Consider the following 23,989-nt stretch of genomic DNA (forward strand, 5'->3'; position numbering starts at 1 on the left):
ATTTATTAAAAAAAAGTACTTTAGATGAAAACTTATAACTAAAATTAATGATATCTAAATTAACTACCCAAAAAATAGACTTTTTAAAAAATCATTTTAAAACATGGATTGTTACTGATAAATGTCAAGAAACATTTGAACATATTTTAGCAAGAATTAAATCTTTCAGAATTTTAGAAGAAGATGAAAAAATATCTTTAGAATGGGAAAAAGGTTCTTTATTTATCGAATTTCAAGGAACAAATTGGAGTGATGAACCAGAACCTGTATGGGCTATATTTTCTCCTGTTGATAAAAATCATACAGGAATTAAAGATGCTATAACCAATTTACATAAAGAAATATTACTTTTTAAACCTGAGTCAGATTCAAAAAGATTGAATTTTCCATCGTTTATGTATGAACATTTTATTGAAGATCAAGAAGAAGAAGATATAGATCGTTATATAGAATTTTGTGATTTAGCACAAGATTGTGTAGTCGCTGATACGGAGGATTTAAATTCTTTTAACGAGCCGAAGCTTTGTTTTTTTAGTCATGGTGATGATTTAAATGATCTTGACCCTTACGATGGGCAAAATATTGATGCCAAAGAGAAATATAATTACGGTGGATTTATCCTTCGAATGTTGGCGCATATAATCTATGATAATGATGCATCTTCAGAAATGGAAAAATTATATGAGGAGTTTTCTTCTTAAATAAAATTTATTTATTCAAACTATAAACTTTAGAGCCTGTTTAAAAATTAAATAAACTGTCAGTTCGAGTGATTTTTTTCCTTCAAATTCCTTTTAGTCATTAAAATCACTCGAATTGACAAGAATTATTAAAAAAAGATAAAAATCACGGCAAATCAGGATGCGAAACTGAACTAAATTCAGTTTGACGGATTCGATTTCTTATTTTTATGTTACAAAACTTTTTTAGATAAAATTTAAACAGGCTCTTAAAAGAGAAAATAAAACAGCATAAAAAAACTCTGAACAAGTAACTGTTCAGAGTTTTAAATTTATTCTTAAATTTTAGTGTAATGCTTTTTATTGATTTCCTAAAATAATTGGCATTCCACTTTTACCCGAACCAATTAAAACTACTTTACTGTTTGGCGAATTTGCTAATTTTAAGGTAGCTTCAATTCCTTTATCTTGTAAAATTTTATCGGTTAAAGAAGCGCTTAAAATTTTATTTGCATCCGCTTTACCTTTTGCTTCAATAATTTGTTTTTCAGCTTCTTTTTGAGCAGTAACTAATCTGAACTCATATTCTAAAGATTCTTGCTCTTGTTTTAATTTACGTTCAATTGCTGTTTTAATTGTTGGAGGTAAAGTTACATCTCTAACTAAAATTTCATTTAATTGAATAAACTGCTTGTCTAAAATCTTTTTTGTTTCTGCAAAAATTTCTGTTTGAATCACATCTCTTTTACTAGAATATAATTGTTCTGGCGTATAACGACCAACAACACTACGAGCTGCCGAACGAATAGCTGGCTGAATAACTCTCGAAATATAATTTTCTCCTTTTTCTTGATGTAAAGAACCAATTTTATCTGATTGTGGCTGAAACCATGCAGAAGCTTCCAACTGAATTTCTAATCCATTAGATGATAAAACTTGCATTTTTTCAAAAATTTCTTGCTGACGTACCTCGTAAATAAAAACTTTATTCCAAGGCGCTACAATTTGAAACCCCTCGCCCATTGCTGGCTGGTCAGTTACTACACCACCGCTAAATGTTTTATATAAAACACCTGCCTGCCCTGATTTTATGGTTACTGTCGATTTTGTAAAAGCAATAATTCCAAGTACAGCGATTATTCCTAAAAGAAAACCTCCTTTTGGTAATTGAAAATCTAATTGTCTGTTATTATTCATTTTTATAGTTTAATTTATTTTAATTTCAAATGTACAATTAATCTTGTTTTAAATGATACGAAAGCAAAATCTTAAAATTACTTATTTCATAAACACTTTGTAGTGTCCTTTTAATTTTAAAAAAACAGTAATATCTTTATCGGTTAAATTTTTAAAATACCAACCGTGTTTTCCTTTAAAAGGAGCGGTAAAAGTTCCTGCCATATTATTAGAATATGCGACGGTATAACTTTCATAAAACACCTCTTCAGGCGGATTGTTTTGTTTTACTTCTCCATGAAAATCAGTATAAAGAATATCTTTTTTTTCTGATGACCATTCATAATTAAAACTACTGTATTTAAGGGTATTAACCTTATATTCTATCCCTTTTTTAGCAGGAACAATAACACGAATACTATCTTCTCTTTCAGTTAATCGCTGTTCAGAAGGCAGGTTATTAGCCTCTAAAGGTTTTACAATACTTGGATCAGAACCAATACTTTTAAGTGTTATTTTCTTGAAATTTAATTTAGATGAAGCATCGCTTACTAGCTCTTTTTTATTTTCTTGATACAGCTTAGCAAAGCCCATTAATTTGCCTGTACCTAAAGGATCTACGCCATATTCGGCAGGTAAAATAGCTACTAAAAGAACTAATAATCCTATAATAAATGCTAAAAAAACTGATTTTAATAATTGTTTTTTACTCATTAAATTTTGTTTATTTGTTGTCATTATTTGTATGTTATAAAATGAAATATCCTGTTAATTGATATCCTAATAATAAAAATCCTGCTGCCATTAAAAGTATATTGGTAACCTTTGAAAATTTCAAAAAACTTTCATAGTGTCGCCAGTAAGAAATACACAATAAAATTGCACCTAAGGCTAAAAACTGCCCTATTTCTACACCTAAATTAAAGCCTAATAAATTAACAAGAAGTCCGTCTTTATCTAATTGAAATTCCTGCAATTTAGTAGCCAAGCCCAACCCGTGAAATAAACCGAAAATTAACACGGCTTTTTTGGTGTCAGGTTGTTTGTTAAAAAGCGTTTTAAAACCGCCTAAATTATCAAATCCTTTATATATTATTGAAAATGCTATAATGGCATCTATCAAAAAAGCATTGATACTCACATCGGTTAATACGCCTAATAATAAAGTAAAACTATGCCCAATTGTAAAATAAGTAACGTACTTTATAACGTCTTTTGTTTTATATAAAAAGAACAAAACTCCTACCAAAAAAAGCAAATGATCATAGCCCGTAAGCATGTGTTTGGCACCCATATAAAGAAAAGCGCCAAAAGAAACGCCCTTATTATTTACTAAAAATAATTGGGTACTATCATCTACTCCGTGGGCAAAACCCGCCAAAGGAATGAGTACTAAAATGAGTGCTAATAATCGGTTTTTTTTTAAATCCATCGTCATCTAATTAATGCACATGACCTTCCATGCCACCTGCTTGTTGTAATAATTTGCCCTTTAAAAAATGAGCACCTTGCGTAACTATTTTAACATCAAAATTATTTCCTTCAATTGTTTTTATAGCTACAAAACCTGTATCACTATTCCCTAAAGTTACTTTTAAAGGAATAAATTCTACAGTATTTTCGGCAGCAAATATAAAGCTTTCGCCTTCTTTTTCTATAATTGCAGCTTCAGGAATTGCGAATGTTTTTTCGCCATTTAATAATATTTCCGCATTGATAAACATTCCTGATTTTAGGCTATTTTTTTCATCCTCGAAATGCCCGTGAACATTTACCGTTTTTGTTTTATCGTTTACTTTTTGACTGATTAATTTTATAACCCCTTGATATTCTGTGTCAATTCCTGAAGGTTTAAAAACAAACTCATCACCTTTTTTAATTTTGGTAATATCCGTTCCAAAAACATTTAATTCGGCATGCATATGATCGGTATCAATAATTTCCATCATTTCTGAATTTGCTGCTAAAAAAAGCCCTTTATTTAAATTATTTTCTACCACATACCCCGAAATTGGCGCTTTTATATACACATATTGTTGAATTCCATTTGTTAAAATGCTACTTGCCGATAAATTTGCCATCTTTAATTGTGCTGCATAACTAGCCACCAAACTTTTTGAAGAATTATACATTCCTTCTGCTATTTGAAACGATTTTTTTGAGGTAATTTCGTTTGCTAATAGCATTTTTTTACGCTCATAATCGGCCTTTGTAACCTTATTATTATTCACTGCTTCTAAATATGAATATTGCAATTTTATAAAATTAGGATGCTGTAAAACGGCTACCGTTTGCCCTTTTTTCACCTTATCGCCAGGCAATAAATAGGTTTTATATACAAACGATTCTAAGGGCGCATAAATAGTTGCTTTACTTTGTGGCGGTACTTCAATAGTTCCTGTAACGGCAATGCTATTGCGTATTTTTCGTTGGGTAATTTCGGCTGTTTTTATATTTGCTGACGCTATTTGTGCGCTTGTTAAATGCAATTCATTTTCGGCGTGCTCTTCATTTTCAACTTGATGTTCGCTTTTATTTTTACCCTTATTTTTGCCTTTATTTTTTTTATGTGTTCCTGTTTTTTCTTCGGATGCATGATCGTGTCCTGTATGGTCTTCTTTTTTTGAATTACAACTGATAATCGATACTATTGTTATTAATAAACTGATTATATTGATATATTTTTTCATCTTTTTATATATTTTTTTCCTGACTAAATCTTTACTAAATCGATTAGATAAAAGTCGGATATTTTTTAATTTTTAATTATTTTTTGTGTAAAATTCGTAGCTAATTACCGTTTGATTATAATTATGAATCAATAATAAATAATTTTGCATCACCTGAAAATACGTGTTAAAACTTTGGTTGTATTTATAGGCATCTATTTCGCCAACACTGTAAGCTATTTTTAATTTTTTGATAAATTTATCAGCCTTTATTTTCATGGCTTCAATACCAACTAATTCCGTTTTTAAATAGGTTAATTGTTCTTGTAAACTCTTAAAATTATTCTGAATCGCTATTTTATTCGCTTGATTTTCAAAAGCTATTTCTTCGGATATTATTTTTTGCTGTTTAATTTTAGCATTATTAGCCCAAAAAGAAATAGGAACATTTAAGCCGATATTAAAACCGGTATAATCGGTTGCGTTTCCTGTTTTTCTATTGATAATTCCTGCGGTTATCTCTGGGAAATAAGATGATTTAGCTACTAAAATATTCTTTTTAGCTACTTTTTCTCTTTTAGATAAAATTTCTAAAAATGCCTTTGAAAGGCTATCTTTTTTGCCATTATTTTGAAGTAAAACGGCATTTTTCAGCATTTTTTTAATAGGAAATTTTGTTTCAGGAATTATAGCTGTTTTAATTTGTAACACTTCTTTTAATTTATTTTCTACGGATGTAAAATCCTTATAAATACTGCTTTTTTTAGCCTGTGTTCCTAAGGATTGTAAGATTGTTAAATCATTTTCCAAACCTCCTATTTCTCCTGCATCGTATAATTTATTAGAAATACTTTTTATCAGATTACTATTTTTAGTTTGTTCTTCAAGTAATGAAATAAGCCCATATAAATAATGCCATTGCTGATATAAACTTCGAGCAGTTCGAATCGTTTCTTTTACAGAGATATCATTTTCGGCAATCGCTAATTCATGTTTTGAAATCGCTAATTTTCTTTTTTGAAGATGTGTTAAAACAGCACCAAAATTTTGATTTGCAGACCATTCTTTTTCTGATAAACCAGCACTAACTCCAACATCTTGATATTTTACAGCAATAGGATTTAAAGTAATTGCACTTGCAATCCCCGCTTTATTTTTAACAATATTTAAAGCCGATTTATAACGAGCTACTGATTTTTTTAAAGCGATAGCAATTACATTTTGCTCACTTAATTTCTGAGGATTTTTATTTGTTATTTCTTGTGCTTGAACACATAAACTTCCTGATATTATAAATAATAAGCTAAGTATTTTTGAGTTTATTTTTATTGATTTAGCATTTTTACTCTCAGAAAATAAATATAAAACAGGTAAAATTAATAAGGTTAATAAGGTTGCTGATATTAAACCGCCAATCACCACGGTTGCCAATGGTTTTTGAACCTCTGCTCCTGCTGATGCTGAAATTGCCATGGGTAAAAAACCTAATGATGCTACCATTGCCGTCATAATTACAGGGCGTAATCGAACAGAAGTTCCTTTTTTTATAATCGCTTTTATATCGGTCATTCCCGCTTCTTTCAAACGATTGAACTCTGCAATTAGTACAATTCCATTTAAAACAGCGACACCAAATAAGGCTATAAATCCTATTCCTGCGGATATTGAAAAAGGCATATCTCTACACCATAAAGCGAAAATTCCACCAATTGCCGACATTGGAATTGCCGTATAAATTAAAAAACTTTGTTTAATCGATTTAAAAGTAAAATACAATAATAAAAAAATCAATAATAATGCAACAGGAACTGCGATTCCTAATCTTGCACGGGCTTCTTCTAAATTTTTAAAAGTTCCGCCGTAGGTGATATAATATCCGGTATCGAATGGTATTTTTTCGCTAACTTTTTGTTGTAATTCAGCAACAATACTTGCTACATCACGCCCTCTAACGTTAAAACCTACTGTTATTCTTCGTTTTGCATCATCTCTTTGTATTTGATTTGGTCCTGTTTTAAAGCTTACATGAGCAACATTTTCTAACGGAATTTGTGCGCCATTTGATGTCGTTACATATAGTTTACGAATATCGTTAATACCTGCTCTGTTTTGTTTATTCATTCTAACAACCAAGTCATAACGTTGTTCGCCTTCATATACCGAACCTGCGCTTTGCCCAGCAAAAGCAGTGTTTACAGCCGTATTTACATCAGAAATATTTAAACCATACAAGGCTAATTGACTTCGTTTATAATCAATAACAATTTGTTTTAAACCTGTCATTTTTTCAATATACAAATCTTCAGCACCAGCTACTTCAGGAATAATTTTCCCTAATTCATTTGCATATTTTACTAATTTATCTAAATCTTCTCCGTAAATTTTTAAGACAACATCTTGCCTTGCTCCTGTCATCAATTCATTAAAACGCATTTGTATCGGCTGTTGAAATCCGTAATTGACACCTAACATATTTTCATCTAATAAATGATTCATTTTTTGGGTCAACTCGTTTTTAGTACGTGCTTTTGTCCAATCATTTTTATCTTTTAAGATGATAATTATATCAGCAACTTCAACAGGCATTGGGTCGGTCGGTATTTCTGATGAACCAATTCTACTTACAATTTGTTCTATTTCATCAGGAAATTCTGCTAATAATAATTTTGAAGATTTATTAGTAACATCAATCGTATATGATAATGAACTTCCTGTAGAAACCGTTGCTTGAACCGCTAAATCTCCTTCATCTAAAGATGGAATAAATTCTGAACCCATATTTTTAAATGTAAAAAGGCTCAATAAAAAAATAAGTACAGCACCAATAAGCACCGATTTTTTATAACTTAAAACAAACTCTAAAATAGGCGAATAAATATTTTGTAATGCTCCTATTATTTTATCAGAAATATTCTTTTTGTCGGTAATAGTTTTCTTTAAAAATAAAGCGCTTATCATCGGAACGTAGGTTAATGATAAAATAAATGCTCCTAAAATGGCAAAACTTACAGTTATCGCCATTGGTTTAAACATTTTTCCTTCAATACCTACTAAAGCCAAAATAGGAAGATATACAATTAAAATAATAATTTCTCCAAAAGCCGCACTGGTTCTAATTTTTGAAGCTGATTGATATACTTCTTCATCCATTTCGGATTGTGTTAATTTTTTTCCTGATTTTTTCATTACTAAATAATGCAATGTTGCTTCCACAATAATCACCGATCCATCAACTATAATTCCAAAATCAATAGCTCCTAAACTCATTAAGTTTCCTGAAACTCCAAAAAGATTCATCAATATAATGGCAAATAACATTGCCAACGGAATTACCGATGCAACAATTAAACCTGCTCGTAAGTTCCCTAATAATAACACCAAAATAAGAATCACAATTAAAGCGCCTTCAATTAAATTGGTAGCTACCGTGCTAATTGCTTTATCAACTAATTTTGTTCTGTCTAAAAAAGGTTGAATAACAACACCCTCGGGCAAACTTTTTTGAATTTGAGCAACTCTATCTTTTACACGTTTTATTACTTTTGATGAGTTCGCTCCTTTTAGCATCATTACAATTCCACCAACAACTTCTCCTTCGCCATTTCTGGTCATTGCTCCGTATCTGATAGCACTTCCTAATTGTACTTTTCCGATGTCTTTAATTAAAACAGGCGTACCATTTTGAGTATTTTTAATAACAATATTCTGAATATCTTGCGAGTTTTGTATTAACCCTTGGCTTCGGATAAAATATGCCTTCGGATTTTTATCAATATAAGCACCTCCTGTATTTTGATTATTTTTAGATAAAGCCTCTAAAACTTCGTTGATACTTACGCCTAGTGTTTGCAATCTTTCGGGTTGTAAAGCAACTTCGTATTGTTTTAAAAAACCACCAAAACTACTAACATCTGCAATTCCTTCGATTCCTAATAGCTGACGGCGAACAATCCAATCTTGAAGAGAACGTAATTCCATAATTGGAAACTTTTCTTTAAAACCTTCTTCGGCAAATAATGTATATTGATAAATCTCTCCTAAACCAGTAGTTACAGGCGCCATTTCGGGCGAACCAACTCCGTCTGGAATATTGCTTTTTGCTTCGTTTAAGCGTTCGCTAATTTGTTGCCTTGCCCAATAAATATCTACATCGTCTTTAAAAACAATGGTTACCACGCTTAGTCCGAAACGAGAAAAAGAACGAACTTCTTCAATATTAGGAATACTAGACATGGTCATTTCTATGGGAAATGTTACTAATCGCTCTATATCTTCTGCCGATTGTGAGGGTGCTGAAGTAATAATTTGCACCTGATTATTGGTAATATCTGGCACTGCATCGATCGGTAATTGTTTTAGTGAATAAATTCCCCAACCAATTAATACCAATACAAAAGCGCCAATAATCAATTTATTTTTAATTGAAAATTTTATAATGTTATCTAACATCTTTTATGTGTTTAATTCTTGATTTTTAAAAATTTTGAAGTGCAATTTTTACGATAATTGAATCTTATTATTAATGTAGCTTTATTTAAATCAACACTCTAAGCAATAGTAAAAGAACTATATGCCTAGCCCCGATTGTAGCATTGTTTGAGCTCCTTTTTTGATTTTTTTCAAAAAAGAGCGAGTGCGGAAAGCGGGAAATTGCTTCAAAAAAAAATAAATGAAAAGGATAAAAATCGATAAAAATTTACACGAAATAACAACATCACCTCGACTGTTAAACAGCTGAAATAATACGATTATTAAAAAGTAAAAAAAGAATTAAACTATTGGAGGTTGAAAAAGCTGGTTTAAATAACTAGCGGTATTTAACACTTTATAAAAATGATTTTTTGAGTGTTTTTGAAAGAATATAATAATCTGAAAATTGAATTCAGGCGCAATAACAGCGCTTGAAATACCTAAAAAAATACAATGATGATGGTGTTCGGTATTTTTCTGTTCTTCGGTATCATTTTGATGATGGGTTTGCGAATGTGCATCGTCCATCGTATTAAAATGTGCGGTTTCAGAATCAGAAAAAATAATAGCATCCGAATGTGCCTGCACCGGAGGTACAAACAGCAATAAGGTTAATATGAGGATGCTAATAATTTTCAATTTATTGATTTAAAAAATTAAATTACAATAATGCTTTGGTTAAGCTGCGTTTTAATGCATTTTAGTTATTGTGTAACGTTTAATTCCTGATTTTTTCAGCAGTTTTCTTAAGTTCATCTTCATTGGCTATTTCGCTATCATGTGATGATAAATAACCTTCGTATTTGTCGAAATACTTAGTTTTATTTGAATTGATTGCTTTCCATTCGGACATGTCAGCAGTACCATGCATGGGGAAAAGCTTAGTGTGAGCATGATTTACTCCAAAGCCTTCCATCATAAGTCCAGTTCTTCCTACATCTTCAAGTTTAGAATCTATTAAAAGTCCAACCTTTTTAGAGGCAAGCATTAAATCTGCTAAATCAGCGTCAGACAGTTCGAAACAATAGCTAGCTTTATGTTTCTTTGTCGCTACAACAGTGAAACCTAATGTGTTTGGGAATATGGAAAGAAAAGCAATGTGTTTGTCGTCTTCCCATATGACGTGAGATTTTTCTTCACCTCGGATTATTTTACAAAAAATACAATCTTCCATGATTTCTGTTTATGTTGCACAACAAAGATATAAAAATTATTTATTTAATCGATCTTTAACGTATTCAACCTTGGTTTTTCCGTGACGCATTGGCGTTCCATCTTCACCTAAACTAACCATTATAATTTTGTCTATTTCTATAATTGTTTTGTGGGTAAGCTTGTTGCGGACTTGACAATTTAAGGTAATTGAGGTGTTTCCAAATTTTACAACTTCAATACCAATTTCAATAATATCGCCTTGTTTTGCTGAACTTATAAAATCTATTTCAGACATGAATTTGGTAACCGTTCGGGGTATTTCTAATTGAATAATGGCATAAATTCCTAATTCTTCATCAATCCATTGTAATAATCGACCGCCAAATAACGTTCCGTTTGGGTTTAAATCTTCTGGTTTTATCCATTTTCTGGTGTTAAATTTCATCTTTTTAAGTTTTAAATTATATATACAAAGTACAGGAACAATGCTAAGTTACACAATTAAAAGCGATTCGTTTTTTATATTTTACCATCAAATTTTCTGATAAACCATTCTACTGAAAATAAAACAATGATTAACGATAAAAGCCATTTCCAATTAATTAAATGTTCTTTTTTGATGCTTGATTTTTGAGTAGTATAATAGGTTTTATCTTCGGATAATTCAGAAATTAATCCATCTATTTTATCAGGATATATTAATTTTCCTGCTGTTTTTAAGGCTAATTGATGTAGTTTTTGATCATTGGCATTTACAAACTGCTCTTCTATATTAAACTCGGTAATTTTAAATTTCCCGTAGCTGTTTATTTTCTGATTTGCGTTGTTTTTTTGGTTTTTTACAGCAACTTTATATGAATAATCGCCAGAAGAAAGGTTAGAAATTGAAACTTGATACGAATTATTTACCAATGAAAAAGGCAGTGTTTTTTGATGCTTTGTTAGGGTGTTTGTAATGGTTATTTCTAGCGATGCCCTATTGTCAAATTTATAATTTTTGTCAACATAAAAAGCTGAAATTGTTACGGCTTCATTTTGTAAATACGATGATTTACTTTTTAAAGACAGTCTTTTTCTTTTTTTATTAGAGGCTAAATACTGTACTAAATTGCCTAAAAAAGCATCAAATTTTTCAAAGTTATTTTCAATTCCTTGTGATTCTAAAAAACTAGCTGAACGCCATTTCCAGATTCCTTCTCCAAATAAAACGGCGTATTTTTGATTGTTTTTTGTCGATTTTTCAGTTTTAGAATTTTTATTTTCAAAGTTTTCGATAGTCGCCAATAAGGGTTCTTTGGTTTTAAAACCTGCATATTTTTGATGTAATAAAACCTGTGCTTCGCCTGTTATTGTTATATCTCCAAAAACATCTTTTAGTGGCGGAAAATCATTAAAATTGATATCTTTTTGTAAGAAAGGTAAAAAATTGGCGTTGTAAAGTGCCGTATAATTTTCAGATTGCTTAATTGCTTCTTTCTGAACGCCTAAATTTTGTGTATTTAAAAAATTCCAATCAGTTTTTGTTCCTGAAACGATTAAATAATTAGAGGTTACTTTTTCAAAAACCTTTTTAAAAGAACTATTTGGCTGATAAAAAACAAAAAACTGATAGTCATTATATTTAATATTTTTATCATTTATAAAAGCGATATCCACTTTTCGTTGCTTGTTACTTTCTATCGATTTTTTAATTGCTCCTATATCAGGATGTAAAAAAGCACTTAAAATTAACACTTTTGTTTGCTCGTCAATTACTTCTACTGAAAAATTTTTATAATTATTTTTGGTGTTTTTTTCATTTTTAATTTCACTTATTGACGTTTTATAATATTGGATTCCTTTTTTATCCGAAGTTAAATTAGTAGTGATTGTTTTTGTAGGATTATCTGCCGAAAAGGCAACATTTTGAGAAAACACTTTTTTACCTTGATGTGTAATTGAAAAAGTAGCGTTTATTTGTTCTTTCCCGTTAAATTCTCCTTGATAATACAGGAAGGCTTCAACAGGAAACTTATTTTTTATATAACTGTATTTATTAACATTTACCTGTGAAATTTGCAAATCTTGATAAGCCGTGGTATCGCCTATAACAACTGGGAAAATTTTATTTTTTGAGGTTATATATTGATACTCATTCCCGTTGGTTTGATTTCCATCAGTAATTAAAACAGTCGTATTTAAGCGTTCTTTTTGCAATTTATTCACTGCATTTATTGCTTGGTAAATAGCTGTTTGAGTTCCTGAAAAATTTAAACTATCAGCCGATAAAACTGTTGTTTTTTTATCAAAAGAAAAAGATTGAATATCAAACTTATCGGTGATTTTTGTCGAATTTTTTAAGGTTTTTAAAACCGATGTTACTGTTTTTTCGGCATTAAAATATTTTATTGATGATGAATTATCTACTAAAATGCTTAAAACAGGTTTTATATTTTGAGTTTCAATGCTTTTTATTTTAGGATTTATCAACAATAAAAACAGTAAAAATAAACTCAATGCTTTTAAAGCAAAAAGGAATTTATTTCTTTTAGATTTCCGTGTTGTTTTGTAGAAATATTGAAAATAAGCGATTGCAACACTTAACAAAACAGCCAAAACAAGGTAAATGATAGTTATCTTTTCCACAAAAAAAAGTTTAAAAAAGTTGAATTTGTGAAGATAAAAAAAGCTATCAAATAAATTCAACTAAGAGCCTGTTTAAAAATTAAATAAAATCTTTTTTAAATATCTAAACGCCATGCTGAATTTATTTCAGCATCGCATAAAGCTAAGAACTGTGGTAAATCAGGATGTGAAACTGAAATAAATTTAGTTTGACGGATTCAATTCCTTATTTTTCTGCTATAACTATTTTTTTTAGATAAAATTTAAACAAGTTAAAAATAGATGAGCGTAAAAAATCATGAATTTGTTGCTTTTGGTTTATCTTCAAACATTTTAAAAAACAACATAGAAGCGATATTTCTAGCACGTTCTTTGGCTTCGTTTGCTTTATTTCCATGAAAATTTTCGTCTAATGTTTCAAACCATAAAAGCAACCATCTTCCAAAATGCTCTTGTGAAATGCTGTGATTAAAATGAGCATCTAAATCTTTGTGGGCTTTCATCGGATTTCCTTTAAATTTTCGAACGAAAAAAAGATTGGATTCCCAAAAATCAGTTAATTTTTGCAGATGACTTTCCCAAGCATCCGCAGGAATTGTTTTTAAAAAAATATGCCCAATAAAATCATCCTTTTTTATTTTATCGTAAAAAGTGCTTACTAATAAAAAAACATCTTCTCTATTTTCAATTTCTTTTGTATCTACTTTATTCATTTTAAGTGGCTTTTAGTGAAATACAAAAATATCTTTTTATATATATTTAATATATGACAAGTATCATAAATAAAAAATAAAATAGAACTTGATTATTCTTTATTATTAATCAATTATAATCGGTTAAAAAAGAATAGTATTTTCTATTTTTGCGAAACAACACAACAAAATTACATAAAAAAGCATAAATCATGAGCTTAACACAATTAAACGCCATTTCTCCTATCGATGGTAGATACCGTAATAAAATAGCCAATTTAGCAAACTATTTTTCTGAAGAAGCTTTAATTAAATATAGAGTAAAAGTCGAAATAGAGTATTTTATCGCTTTATGTGAAATTCCGTTGCCACAATTAGCCGATTTCAACAAAGAATTATACCCTAATTTACGTAAAATTTATGAAGAATTTTCTACTGAAAATGCGCAGAAAATTAAAGATATTGAAGCGATTACAAATCATGATGTAAAAGCAGTTGAATATTTTATCAAAGAAGAATTTGACAAGCTAAATTTGAATAAGTACAAGGAGTTTATTCACTTCGGATTAACTTCTCAAGACATTAATAATACGGCAATTCCAATGTCAATTAAAGATGCGATGGATGAAGTTTATTATCCTGCTTTAGATGAATTAGTTTCTAAATTAGCCGATTTAGCTGAAGAATGGGATCATATTCCAATGTTAGCACGTACGCACGGACAACCAGCTTCTCCTACTCGTTTAGGAAAAGAATTTTTTGTTTTTGTAGAGCGTATTAACAATCAAGCAATTCACATTCAACACACGCCTCACGCTGCTAAATTTGGTGGAGCAACAGGGAATTTTAACGCACATAAAGTAGCGTATAAAGATATCGACTGGAAAAACTTCGGAACTCATTTCGTAGAAGATATTTTAGGATTACACCACTCTTTCCCTACAACTCAAATAGAGCATTACGACCACATGGCGGCTTTATATGACGGTTTAAAGCGTATCAATACTATTTTAATTGATTTAGATAGAGATGTTTGGACCTACGTTTCAAACGATTATTTCAAACAAAAAATTAAAGCTGGAGAAGTTGGTTCGTCGGCAATGCCACATAAAGTAAACCCTATCGATTTTGAAAATTCTGAAGGAAATTTAGGCTTAGCAAATGCTATTTTTGAGCATTTATCAGCAAAATTACCGCTTTCAAGATTACAGCGTGATTTAACCGATAGTACAGTTTTACGTAACGTAGGAGTTCCTTTCGGACACACGTTAATTGCTTTTTCATCTACTTTAAAAGGATTGAATAAGTTATTATTAAACGAAGCAAAATTTGCCGAAGATTTAGAAAATAACTGGGCAGTTGTTGCCGAAGCTATTCAAACAATATTACGTCGTGAAGCGTATCCGAATCCTTACGAAGCTTTAAAAGGATTAACGCGTACCAACGAAAAAATCAATCAAAAATCAATTGCTAATTTTATTGATACTTTAGAGGTTTCATCAGAAATTAAAGAAGAATTAAAAGCAATTACACCAGCTAATTACACCGGAATTTAATGAGATATTTTTTTACTTTTTTAGTAGCTTCTTTAGTGATTTCGTGTAATTCTACGGATAAACAAGGCGATCCCGAACGTTTTAAGCACGGAACTTTTCAAATTCCAGGGAGCAACAGCTACGGAAAAACAACGATTGTAAGAACCGATAGTTTACAAATTGAAGAATATACTAAAAAAACAAGTATTTCTTTGGCTGATGGTTCGGTTAGTGAAAAGCAAGAAAAACATATTGATACACTTTTTATCAAATGGAAAAATAATTTTGCCTATTCATTACGAATGAAAAGCCCTAAAAATGATTTAGATAAAGATCCGATATTTGTGCAAATAACCAAAGTAACTGATAGCTCTTATAGCTTTACCGCTAAAATTGGCTACTCTAACTTTAAACAAAACGGAACGGTTTATAAAGTAAATTAAAAATTATAATTGACTCTTATGTGTGTTTTTTAAGAAACTTTTAAGATAATTTTAAAGACCTGACAGTTATCTATAACTCTCAGGTCTTTATTTTTTTATACATTTGCAAATTCAATGTATCGTTTCAAAAAACATATCGCTTTTTTAAATTTGTTGCTATTACTACTTCCGTCAGTAATACAACTCGTGCATACTTTTGAAAACCACAAACATACTATTTGTAGCAGTATCGATGAGCATCATTTTCATGAACAAGAATTAGATTGTTCGTTAGACGATTTTCATTTTCAAGTATTTTCATATACCGCAGCTTCAAATTACGCTGTAATTCCACAACATTTTTACAAAAATAAACACAACGAGCAACCACAAGTAATTTCGGTTGTTTATACGGATAAAAAACTCACCCGAGGCCCACCCTATTTTACGGTTTAAAATAGTCTTTTTTATATAATCGTGTTTTTTTGAACTTGATATTACTTTTTTTATTTAATAAAACGAAGAAGTAAAATGATGCTTCATAATTACATATTACAATACTTTGTAATCATTTTAAATGATGATTTATAAAGATTTTATCAGTAAAAATATTCATAAAAAACATTTAATGAAAAAAATAATATTTTTCCTATTTTTAATAGGGATGTCAAACTCGTACGCACAAAATAAAGTATCAGGAAAAATTACAGACATCAATAAAAACGCTTTATTAGGCGTTGAAATTTATGCCGAACAACTGCACAAAGGTGTTACTTCAGATGCGCAAGGAAACTATACTTTTAATCATATTCCTAACGGAAAAATAACCATTACATTTAATTATTTAGGTTTTAAAAATGTTTCAAAAACATTTATTTTTAATAACGAAAACCAAATTTTTAATCCTTTACTAGAAGAAGCTATTTTTAAAATTGATGAAATAATTATTTCTACCTCTTTTAATAAATTACAATCTGAAAATGTAATGAAAGTCGAGCGATTATCGGCAAAAGCATTGCACAGAACAGGTGCTACGACACTTGCAGAAGGAATTACAAATATTGCAGGAGTTTCTCAAATATCAACAGGCGCATCTATCGGAAAACCTGTAATTAGAGGTTTAAGCGGTAACCGTGTTTTAGTGTACACCCAAGGAATTCGATTAGAAAATCAACAATTTGGTGGCGAACATGGTTTAGGTATTAACCAAGCTGGTATTCAGGGGATTGAAGTAATAAAAGGACCTGCATCGCTTCTTTATGGTTCCGATGCTTTAGGAGGAGTTTTATATATTCAACCAGAAAAATTTGCTTCGCAAAACACCACTAAAACCAATGTTAATCAGCGTTATTTTACCAATACAATGGGAAGTAATATGTCGTTAGGTGTTAAATCATCTCTTGAAAAATGGCAATTTTTAGCTCGTGGAACCTATGGAATTCATTCCGATTACAAAACACCTTCATATCGTGTTACTAATACTCGTTTTAAAGAAAAAGATTTGAAATTAGGTGTTGGTTTTCATCAAAAAAACTTCTCATCAGCATTGCGTTATAATTTTAATAACTCAAAACTAGGTTTAACAGAAGGAATTGGAACACAAACCAAAAAAACAGCCCTTGAAAACCCGTATCAAGATATTAATAACCATATTATAAGCTTGCATAATCACATTTTTTTTAACGCTTCAAAATTAGATATCGATTTAGGATATACAATCAATAGTAGAAAAGAATTTGAAGACGAACATGAACATCATGATGACCACGATGACCATGATGATGCCCATGCGAATCACGAAGATCATGACCACGACGACCATCATGATGACCACGACGAACACGACGAACATGAGGAGCATGACGAACACGCAAATAATGAGCCGGCCTTAAATATGGAGCTAAAAACATTTAGCTATAATTTGAAATATCATTTTCCTAAACTGAAAAATTTTGAAATTCTTTTAGGAACACAAGGTTTGCATCAAACAAACACTAATTTTGGTGAAGAATTATTAATTCCTGATGCAACTATTAATGATTTTGGTATTTTTACAACCGCTAATTTTAATGTAAACGAAACCACTAAATTACAAGGAGGAATTCGTTTCGATAATAGGGCTATAAAAACCGAAAAACATGAAATTAAGCATGAAGATGAAGTGCATGTTTTTAATCCAATAGACAAACAATTTAATAGTTTTACAGCTTCTTTAGGTTTTAAAACCTTACTTTTTAAAGATATAAATACTCGTATAAATATCGCTAACGGATTTAGAGCTCCCAATTTAGCCGAATTAACATCAAATGGTGTTCATCACGGAACCAATCGATTTGAACAAGGAAATAATGATTTATCTAACGAAAAAAACCTGCAATTAGATATTTCTTTTGATTATAAATCGAAACATTTTGAAGTTTTTGCCAACGGATTTTATAATAAAATAAATGATTATATTTATCTATCGCCAACGGGTAAAATTGAAGATGAAGCACCTGTTTATACCTATTTACAAGAAGACGCTAAATTATACGGTGGTGAATTTGGAGTTCATTTACACCCACACCCTTTAGATTGGTTGCATTTAGAAAGTAGTTTTGAAACAGTTATCGGTAAACAAAATAATATAAAAAACGAAAACAGTTATTTACCATTAATACCGGCAAATACCTTAAAAAACACACTTAGAACCGAAGTTTTAAACACGAAATGGTTACAAAACGGCTATACTTCGTTAAGTATTCATTCTTCTTTTGAACAAAAAAACATAAGCTCTTTTGAAACAAAAACACCTGGCTATAGTTTGGTTAATTTTGGTATTGGCGGTGATGTTTTTATTAATAAATATAAATTTACAACATCAATTAGTGTTAAAAATATTTTTGATAAAAAATATATAAATCATTTATCTCGTTTAAAATCAGACGCTATTTTAAATGCTGGTAGAAATATTGTTTTTGGAATTGATTTTACGATTTAATTTTTATTTAAAAATTAAAATGATTTTTAAATAAATGTAAAAAACTCCGCTATTATAGCGGAGTTTTTCTATTTTTGTAAGTATAAAAAGGAGCAATTAAATGGAGCATTTTATAGTATCAGCACGTAAATATCGTCCTCAAATTTTTGAAGATGTAGTTGGGCAACAAGCAATTACAAACACGCTTGAAAATGCTATAAAAAATGATCATTTAGCCCAGGCTTTATTATTTACAGGTCCTAGAGGTGTTGGAAAAACGTCTTGTGCGCGTATTTTAGCAAAACGCATCAATCAAGAAGATAATACAACGGTTAAAACTGATGAAGATTTTGCTTTTAATATTTTTGAATTAGATGCAGCATCAAATAATTCTGTTGATGACATCCGAAATTTAACCGATCAAGTTCGTATTCCTCCACAAACAGGAAAATACAAAGTATATATCATTGATGAAGTTCACATGCTTTCTCAAGCGGCTTTTAATGCCTTTTTAAAAACCTTAGAAGAGCCACCAGCCCATGCTATTTTTATTTTAGCAACTACCGAAAAACATAAAATTATACCTACGATATTATCTCGTTGTCAAATTTTTGATTTTAAACGTATTGGTGTTTTAGATGCAAAAGAATATTTAAAAACCATTTGCATCAAAGAAAATATTACAGCAGATGATGATGCGCTGCATATTATCGCTCAAAAAGCAGATGGTGCCATGCGTGACGCTTTGTCTATTTTTGATAGAGTAATTAGTTTTTCAGGGAAAAACTTAACTCGAGAGGCAGTTACTCAAAACTTAAACGTGTTAGATTATGACGTATATTTTACAATTACTGATTTACTAATTGAACAAAAAATCCCACAAGTTTTACTGGCTTTTAATGCTGTTTTAAACAAAGGTTTTGAAGGTCATCATTTTATAAACGGATTAGCATCTCATTTTAGAGATTTATTAGTTTCAAAAGATGCCGCTACCATTTCTTTATTAGAAGTTGGCGATACTACTAAGAAAAAATATTTTGAACAATCAAAAAAAGCAAGCATGCAGTTTCTACTCCTAGGAATTGACAAAGCAAACGATTGCGATTTAAAATATCGAGGCAGTAAAAACCAACGATTGCTGGTAGAATTAACCTTAATGCAAATAGCCTCTATCAATTTTGATGGAGCAAAAAAAAAATCTAGCAACTACATAATTCCAGCTACTTTTTTTACTTCTTTATCTCCAGTAAAAAATAGCATAGCACCACCTATTGTAAAATCAACAGTAAAAATAGCTACAGCGGCTCCAATAAAGCCGCTAATTAGCGCTACTAGCCAATCATCATCAAAACCATTATTAAAAAATATAAAACGCCGTACTTCAGGCTTATCTTTAAAAAGTATTCATCAAAAACCAGTGGTTAAAAATACCGAGGATGATTCTGAAAATTTTGAAAACCATCCTAAAACTCTTTTTACAGACAAAGAACTTAAAGATGCTTGGAAAGTATACACTTTAAAAACACAACAACTTGGCGATCTTAGTATTGCTTCAGTTTTAGCCTCTAGCCAACCTGTTTTAGCAAAAGAATATACAGTTACTTTTGCTATCCCAAATGAATTAATGCAAGTACAATTAGAACGTATTAAGGCTAAATTTACTCGATTTTTACGTGAAAAATTAAATAATTATGCTATTCAAATAACTATTGTAGTTAATGAAGTAGTCGAAAAAAAATTCGCCTATACACCACAAGAAAAATTCACTAAACTTAAAGAGAAAAATCCATTAATAGAAAAATTAAAAAGCGTTTTTGGTTTATCACTTTAATTTATTTTTTATTACTCCATATCGTTCTTTTTAAGAAGAGAAGCATCTTCTTAAATCCTGTTTAAAATAAAAAAACTGTCAGTTCTGAGAAATCCTTAAGTAGTAAAATTGGTCAAGATAAAATAGTTAAAATTCTCGACTATTTCAATTTTTCAATTGCTTTTAGTCATTAAAATCACTCGAACTGACAAAAATTATTAAAAAACCCAAAAAAATACGGCAAATCAGGATGCAAAAATAAACTAGAATCCCCTTGACGAATTCAATTTCTTATTTTTCTGTTACAAAACTTTTTAGATGAAATTTAAACAGATTCTTATAAATTATAAGAATCAAAACTCCTTATTTTCTCAGATAAAACAACCAATATAAATTCATAGCATCTATTTTTTTTTTAAACAGTCAGAAAATTATATATTAGGGCTTTTTAAAATTTAGACTTTGATAAAAAACATTCTTATTGGTATTGCTTTTTCACCCAATTTAAAAGCTAATTTATTTGAAAGCATTCGCTTGTCAAATATGTTTAATGCACAATTAATTGGAGTTCACGTCGGACAAAAATCTGATGAAAAAGAAAAACAACTACAACACTTATTAAGTGAGGCTCCTACACTAAAAAAAACTTTAAAAGTTATTTGGCAAGAAGGAAAACCCGTTGATGTAATTTTACAAACAACAACACAAGAAAAAGTAGATCTATTAATACTAGGTGCTTTACAAAAAGAAAAAATATACACCTATTATGTAGGCTCAATTGCCCGAAAACTTACCCGTAAAGCTCCTTGCTCTGTATTATTACTAATAAAACCATCTACAGAAAGAATACCCTGTAAACACATTGTTATTAGCGGCTTACAAGACGAAAAAACAGAAGAAACCATTAAAACAGGCTTTAATTTCGCTACAAATTTAGACTGTAAACGAGTTACTATTGTTGAAGAAATAAGCGCTGCCGAATTAAACGTAAATGTAAGCGATGACGTATCATTACGTAAAGCAACATTAACCAAAGAACGCATGCAAAAACGTGAAGACGCACGTGTAAATAAAATGCTAGAACACATTAAAACAGCTGATATTATCATAAAAACACAAAGTATTTTTGGCCGTAGAGGATATTCTATTGGTCATTACGCAAAAGTAAAAAGAGCCGATTTATTGGTTATAAGTGCCCCTAAAAAAACAGGGCTTTTAGACCGAATATTTCCGCATGATATTGAATATATCTTATCCGAATTACCAACCGATGTTTTAATAGTTAAGTAGAATGGGAAAATCAAAACGTTTTAAAACATTTTTAAGTGAAATACCTCAAAATATTTTTGCAGGTTTCGTAGTATCATTAATAGCACTTCCTTTAGGTTTCGGATTAGCCTTAGCATCAGGAGCACCACCAATTTCAGGAGTTATTGCTGCAATTGTAGGTGGTACCGTTGTTGCTGTTTTAGGAGGTTCTAATGTAACAATTACAGGTCCTGGAAACGGATTAGTTGTTGTTGTAATCGCAGCAATAACCACCTTAGGAGCTGGCGATATGCATCAAGGATATTTATACACCCTTGCCGCAATTGTTATTTCAGGAATTATCATGATTATTCTTGGTTTTCTTCGAATGGGCGCTTTAGGAGATTATTTTCCATCCTCCGCTATTCAAGGAATGCTAGCAGCCATAGGTATCGGTATTTTTGCCAAACAAATACATGTAATGCTGGGTAATTTAAATGCAAAAGGAAGTATTATCGATTTGCTTTTACAAATGCCTAGCGGAATCATTGATTTTATAAAAACCGATAACACCAGTATTTTTTATGCAGGTTTAGTTGGTATTATTAGTTTGTTAATCATGATTTTTTACAGTAAAATACGTAATAAATACTTTCAATTAATCCCTGCTCCTATGTGGATTGTTGTTTTAAGTATTGGTATGTATTACTATTATGATTTATTTTCAGCAAGCCCATACCCTATTGATAAAAGCTTATTAATAGAATTACCAAACGATGTTTTATCGAGCTTTGCCTTTCCTAATTTTGATAAAATTTATGAATTTGAATTTATAAATGCAGTAATTGCCATAACATTAATTGCTAGTATAGAGAGTTTATTAAGTATAAAAGCGGTAGATAAATTAGATACTTTAAAGCGCCGTTCTAACGTTAATAAAGACATTAGAGCCTTAGGTTTAGCCACAGTAATCAGTGGTCTTTTAGGTGGTTTAAATGTTGTAACGGTAATAGCACGAAGCTCTGTTAATGTAAATAACAAAGGAAGTAATCGTTCAGCAAACTTTTTTCACGCATTATTTTTAGTCGCATTTATTTTGCTTTTCGCTACCGAATTACGAAAAATACCATTACCAGCTTTAGCAGCAATATTAGTATATACAGGTTATAAATTAGCATCACCCGAAAATATTGTTAAAGTATTTAGAATAGGGAAAGAGCAATTAATTATCTTTTTGGCAACCCTATTAACCACTATAGCTACCAATTTAATTACGGGTATTTTAGCGGGTATTTTTATTACTTTTATCATTCATGTTTTCATTAATAAAAACATTATGTTTTTCATTACAAACCTATTAAAACCAAATGTTTTAATGTTTAAAGAAGATGAAAAATATTATGTTTCAGTAAAAAATTTCGCAAGTTTTTTAAATTTCACAAAATTGAAATCAAAATTAGATCAAATACCTGAAACTGAAGAAGCAATTATTGATTTTTCTTTATGTGATTTTATAGATCATTCTGTTATGGAAAATTTAAATAATTACGCAGAAACCTTTAAGCGAAAAGGTGGTTATTTTGAAGTTATTGGTTTAGATGGTTATAAAACAGAAAGCGCCCATCCATTTGCTTTACGTAAAAATAACCCTGTTGAAATTGATGAAAATACTACATCATCTAATTTAACAAAACGACAAAAATCATTACAAAAAATTTCTAACGAATTAAAATGGTCGTATAATATTTCAGCAAAAGAAGCTCTAACTAAAATCCCACATTTTGGTTACTTTAAAACCCGCCAAATAAGTAATATATCCAATGTTTTATCTAATGAAAACTGTACATTATTTGACGTTGAATTTTCAGAAGGAGAATTAATCGCTAAACAAATTATTAAGGTCACTATGATGTATATTGACATTGAAAAAAACACTCCTGAATTCACTTTAGACAAAGAAGGGATTTTTGAATACATTTATCATTTTGCAGGTTTTAAAGACATTAACATAGACAATCACCCTGATTTTTCTAAACGATTTTATCTTTCTGGAAAAAATGCTTCTCAAATAAAAAGCTTTTTTACAGACGAACTTGTTTTATTTTTTGAAAGCAATAAATACTATCATATTGAAGCAAACAATAAAGGTCTATTGGTTATTGGTAGAGAACGATTAGCAGGTATTAAAGAAATAAAAACACTTGCCGATTTCGGAGTTCGTTTAAAAAACACTATTTGTAAATAGTATCTTAAAAAAGATTTTATTTTATATCGATAATAAGGAGCTTAAAAGTTACTTATTATCGATTTTTTTTGAAGCAATTTCCCGCTTTCCGCACTCGCTTTTTTTGTTAAAAAATAACAAAAAAGAGCTCAAACAAAGCTTCAATCGGGGCTAGGCATTTGTGTTAATTTTCATAAATCGATACATCAACTATAATTCCACCAATCTCTACCCTATCAGTTCGAGTGATTTTTTCCTTCAAAAAATTGTATCGAGAACTTTTTTAGTATCAAAAGAAAACAATTCAAATTCTCGATACTATTTTAATTCCTTTTAGTCATTAAA

18 protein-coding genes are annotated in these 23,989 nt (G+C 30.1%); 8 read left to right on the forward strand and 10 right to left on the reverse strand.

Features of this window, described 5'->3' with window-relative positions; translation table 11 throughout:
* Positions 1–47 precede the first annotated feature (47 nt).
* On the forward strand, positions 48–701 hold the full coding sequence (locus tag AQ1689_RS10880; protein WP_101956099.1) for a hypothetical protein: 654 nt from the start codon (positions 48–50) through the stop codon (positions 699–701).
* 339 nt (positions 702–1,040) lie between these two features.
* Here the strand turns inward: AQ1689_RS10880 and AQ1689_RS10885 are convergent, their stop codons facing one another.
* The 10 genes from AQ1689_RS10885 to AQ1689_RS10930 all read right to left on the reverse strand — a co-directional run bounded on the left by AQ1689_RS10885 (position 1,041) and on the right by AQ1689_RS10930 (position 13,467).
* Complete coding sequence (locus AQ1689_RS10885; protein WP_101915269.1) at positions 1,041–1,877, reverse strand: prohibitin family protein; 837 nt, start codon at positions 1,875–1,877, stop codon at positions 1,041–1,043.
* Between the two features lie 81 nt (positions 1,878–1,958).
* Entirely contained in the window at positions 1,959–2,594 is a 636-nt protein-coding gene (locus AQ1689_RS10890) for a hypothetical protein (protein WP_101956100.1), read from the reverse strand.
* Positions 2,595–2,604: 10 nt separating this feature from the next.
* Positions 2,605–3,288 carry a HupE/UreJ family protein gene (locus AQ1689_RS10895; protein ID WP_101915271.1) on the reverse strand — a complete coding sequence of 228 codons (684 nt, stop codon included), beginning with the start codon at positions 3,286–3,288 and terminating at the stop codon, positions 2,605–2,607.
* 10 nt (positions 3,289–3,298) lie between these two features.
* Positions 3,299–4,546 carry an efflux RND transporter periplasmic adaptor subunit gene (locus tag AQ1689_RS10900; RefSeq protein WP_101956101.1) on the reverse strand — a complete coding sequence of 416 codons (1,248 nt, stop codon included), beginning with the start codon at positions 4,544–4,546 and terminating at the stop codon, positions 3,299–3,301.
* A 72-nt stretch (positions 4,547–4,618) separates the two neighbouring features.
* Entirely contained in the window at positions 4,619–8,974 is a 4,356-nt protein-coding gene (locus tag AQ1689_RS10905) for a CusA/CzcA family heavy metal efflux RND transporter (RefSeq protein ID WP_101956102.1), read from the reverse strand.
* A 321-nt stretch (positions 8,975–9,295) separates the two neighbouring features.
* A complete protein-coding gene (locus AQ1689_RS10910; protein ID WP_145993765.1) occupies positions 9,296–9,634 on the reverse strand; it encodes a hypothetical protein in 339 nt (112 codons plus the stop codon).
* A 79-nt stretch (positions 9,635–9,713) separates the two neighbouring features.
* Positions 9,714–10,169, reverse strand: a complete 456-nt coding sequence (locus tag AQ1689_RS10915) for an HIT family protein (RefSeq protein WP_101915275.1) — start codon at positions 10,167–10,169, stop codon at positions 9,714–9,716.
* Between the two features lie 36 nt (positions 10,170–10,205).
* Positions 10,206–10,595: an acyl-CoA thioesterase gene (locus tag AQ1689_RS10920; RefSeq protein ID WP_101915276.1), complete on the reverse strand. Its 390-nt coding sequence runs from the start codon at positions 10,593–10,595 to the stop codon at positions 10,206–10,208.
* A 74-nt stretch (positions 10,596–10,669) separates the two neighbouring features.
* Positions 10,670–12,775: a VWA domain-containing protein gene (locus AQ1689_RS10925; RefSeq protein WP_232118850.1), complete on the reverse strand. Its 2,106-nt coding sequence runs from the start codon at positions 12,773–12,775 to the stop codon at positions 10,670–10,672.
* Positions 12,776–13,050: 275 nt separating this feature from the next.
* Positions 13,051–13,467 carry a group III truncated hemoglobin gene (locus AQ1689_RS10930; RefSeq protein WP_101956104.1) on the reverse strand — a complete coding sequence of 139 codons (417 nt, stop codon included), beginning with the start codon at positions 13,465–13,467 and terminating at the stop codon, positions 13,051–13,053.
* 191 nt (positions 13,468–13,658) lie between these two features.
* On the opposite strand from AQ1689_RS10930, the gene purB reads away from it, so the two are divergent.
* The 7 genes from purB to AQ1689_RS10965 all read left to right on the forward strand — a co-directional run bounded on the left by purB (position 13,659) and on the right by AQ1689_RS10965 (position 23,665).
* Positions 13,659–15,002 (forward strand): adenylosuccinate lyase, encoded by a 1,344-nt coding sequence (purB, locus tag AQ1689_RS10935; protein ID WP_101956105.1) that lies wholly within the window; start codon positions 13,659–13,661, stop codon positions 15,000–15,002.
* The gene (locus tag AQ1689_RS10940) at positions 15,002–15,424 is read left to right on the forward strand and encodes a hypothetical protein (RefSeq protein ID WP_101956106.1); all 423 of its coding nucleotides are present in this window, start codon (positions 15,002–15,004) and stop codon (positions 15,422–15,424) included. The genes purB and AQ1689_RS10940 overlap by 1 nt, the downstream gene beginning before the upstream one ends.
* A gap of 114 nt (positions 15,425–15,538) precedes the next feature.
* Positions 15,539–15,859, forward strand: coding sequence for a hypothetical protein (locus tag AQ1689_RS10945; protein ID WP_101915280.1), 321 nt, complete (start codon positions 15,539–15,541; stop codon positions 15,857–15,859).
* A gap of 172 nt (positions 15,860–16,031) precedes the next feature.
* Positions 16,032–18,383: a TonB-dependent receptor gene (locus tag AQ1689_RS10950; protein ID WP_101956109.1), complete on the forward strand. Its 2,352-nt coding sequence runs from the start codon at positions 16,032–16,034 to the stop codon at positions 18,381–18,383.
* Between the two features lie 100 nt (positions 18,384–18,483).
* Positions 18,484–20,193 carry a DNA polymerase III subunit gamma/tau gene (gene dnaX, locus AQ1689_RS10955; protein WP_101956107.1) on the forward strand — a complete coding sequence of 570 codons (1,710 nt, stop codon included), beginning with the start codon at positions 18,484–18,486 and terminating at the stop codon, positions 20,191–20,193.
* Positions 20,194–20,634: 441 nt separating this feature from the next.
* Positions 20,635–21,462 carry a universal stress protein gene (locus tag AQ1689_RS10960; RefSeq protein ID WP_232122598.1) on the forward strand — a complete coding sequence of 276 codons (828 nt, stop codon included), beginning with the start codon at positions 20,635–20,637 and terminating at the stop codon, positions 21,460–21,462.
* Position 21,463: 1 nt separating this feature from the next.
* The gene (locus tag AQ1689_RS10965) at positions 21,464–23,665 is read left to right on the forward strand and encodes a SulP family inorganic anion transporter (RefSeq protein ID WP_101956108.1); all 2,202 of its coding nucleotides are present in this window, start codon (positions 21,464–21,466) and stop codon (positions 23,663–23,665) included.
* Positions 23,666–23,989: the final 324 nt, after the last annotated feature.

Origin of the sequence: Tenacibaculum finnmarkense (assembly GCF_900239185.1) — a bacterium.
GTDB classification, from domain to species: Bacteria; Bacteroidota; Bacteroidia; order Flavobacteriales; family Flavobacteriaceae; genus Polaribacter; species Polaribacter finnmarkensis.